Origin of the sequence: Streptococcus thoraltensis DSM 12221, assembly GCF_000380145.1 — a bacterium.
GTDB classification, from domain to species: Bacteria; Bacillota; Bacilli; order Lactobacillales; family Streptococcaceae; genus Streptococcus; species Streptococcus thoraltensis.
Map to the genome: position 1 here is coordinate 1 of NZ_KB904625.1, position 1,761 is coordinate 1,761.

The following is a 1,761-nucleotide window of genomic DNA, read 5'->3' on the forward strand; positions in this document are numbered from 1 at the left end:
AAATTGGATCAATAACTATCCTAAGAAAGTATTAGATTACAAAACTCCCAGAGAGGTGTTATACGCTGGCTAACTTGGACTTGAATTTTGCCTCTATAGTTCACAATTTCAATAACTTAGTTCGAAATCTTGCTATAGTTACCCTGTCACTTATTCTAAACTTTATCATATCAGCGAACTTCTTTCAAACACTTAAAGGTTTCACTCAAATAAATATTGATAAGCAATAATAAGTTATAGATTTCAGTCACTACTAATTTCTAAGATGTCAAACTAACATGGATTGTCTCCTTTTTTTCACTTCGTTTTTAGTAGCGTGAATTTACAATATAAGTGCATAGTAAAATTCATAAGATTGTCTAGTAGGATGAGCTTGAAACAACCTCTTACAAAAGGAAATCTTATGTCCACCATCATTTTTTCATAGGAAGAGCCAAAGAGTATTCTCTTGTATCACCAAAAGTCAGGAACTAGTCTCAGATAGCGAAGTTGTTACACTGCCAATTCTCTCAAATATTAGTCGTGAATTGAAACCTGGTTCAAAAGAAAACTGAAGAAAAGCATCTTCTTTTTCTCTAAGTTTTTCCAACATCATAAAAACTTAGAGTATGCAGTCTAACTTCTTTTAAGGTTATTAGAGTTCCTATACTTAGTATCTGTACCTAGGTAAACATTTTCTCCTCCACTTTGATAAAGAACAGCAGTAACATTATAAGTCTTGCCTGAATAACTTTCTGTTGTCTTCTGAAGAGATTGAATACCCTCATTCCAAGATGGTAAATAAAGATACGGTTTTGGATAATCTTGCCACTCCTCTCCATCTAAGGTGGTCATAGTGAGAATTCCATTTTTATAAACAATTTTCAAATCTTGAAATAAACCGAATCTATAGGACAGAAGGATCGAACGAGGAGAGTTCACTGGTCAGATAAGCAATTGTAGCTGTAGCAGCTTGTTGCTTGATAATTTTTAATGGTTCTTGCATAGTGTACTCCTCCATTTTTTCGTTATGATACCCAAATAGGAAATTACCAGACTCATAGTGCCTGAGATTGATACTGATGAAGCTATTGATTTGGTTGGCAGACTGAAAACGACGAATATCCCAAAATTCGCCAATAATGCTTGTAGCAGTTGTCTCTGCGATACCAGAAATAATATAGTAGAATCTCGTATTCAGGTAAAGGTTCGGCTCGTTCAATCAACTGTGCTAGGACTTGTTCTCTACGGTTTGTAAGTTCTAGAAGTTCCTGTACATTATACTTAACCTCTTGTTTTTGAAATGGTAGGATAGGACTGCTTGGCCATTTCACTCATCTTTTCAACCAATCCCCCTAATCTGTTCTCAGAAATCCGTTTAGACATTGACTGGCGAACAGCTTCTCTAAGCTCAACCTCTGATACTTCCATTGCCTCATGTTTGGTTGGGAAGAGCGTTACGATATTCCCATATTGCTCTCCTGTTGGTGCAGAGAGCAGATTCTCGATTTCTGGGAAAGCAACTTGAAGAATCTTGTGCAATCTGTCAGATTCTGATAGAATCGGCTGGGGTCATGCATGATATGCTCCCCTTATAGTGGATAGTGAAAAATAAAAATTTCACCGGAAACTAGGCACTGCACCCATAGAGTGAGACACAAGAAAAACACTCCTAATTCTAGTATAATTGAACGGCTCCCTGTCAAGTAGACAGTCAACTAATAAAAGATGTTAAGCAACCTGATTTCTGAATTCCCCAGGAGTCAGGTTGTTTAATTTTGT

At 36.5% G+C, this 1,761-nt stretch carries 2 protein-coding genes and 1 pseudogene; all 3 read right to left on the minus strand.

Annotated features, from left to right (window positions below; translation table 11 throughout):
* Positions 1 to 615: 615 nt before the first annotated feature.
* The 3 genes and pseudogenes from A3IA_RS0108925 to A3IA_RS13710 all read right to left on the minus strand — a co-directional run bounded on the left by A3IA_RS0108925 (position 616) and on the right by A3IA_RS13710 (position 1,521).
* Positions 616 to 834, minus strand: a complete 219-nt coding sequence (locus A3IA_RS0108925; protein ID WP_018380976.1) for a hypothetical protein — start codon at positions 832 to 834, stop codon at positions 616 to 618.
* A gap of 250 nt (positions 835 to 1,084) precedes the next feature.
* Positions 1,085 to 1,201: pseudogene (locus A3IA_RS13705) on the minus strand (hypothetical protein); the annotation flags it as partial.
* Positions 1,202 to 1,263: 62 nt separating this feature from the next.
* Positions 1,264 to 1,521 carry a hypothetical protein gene (locus tag A3IA_RS13710; RefSeq protein ID WP_018380977.1) on the minus strand — a complete coding sequence of 86 codons (258 nt, stop codon included), beginning with the start codon at positions 1,519 to 1,521 and terminating at the stop codon, positions 1,264 to 1,266.
* Positions 1,522 to 1,761 lie beyond the last annotated feature (240 nt).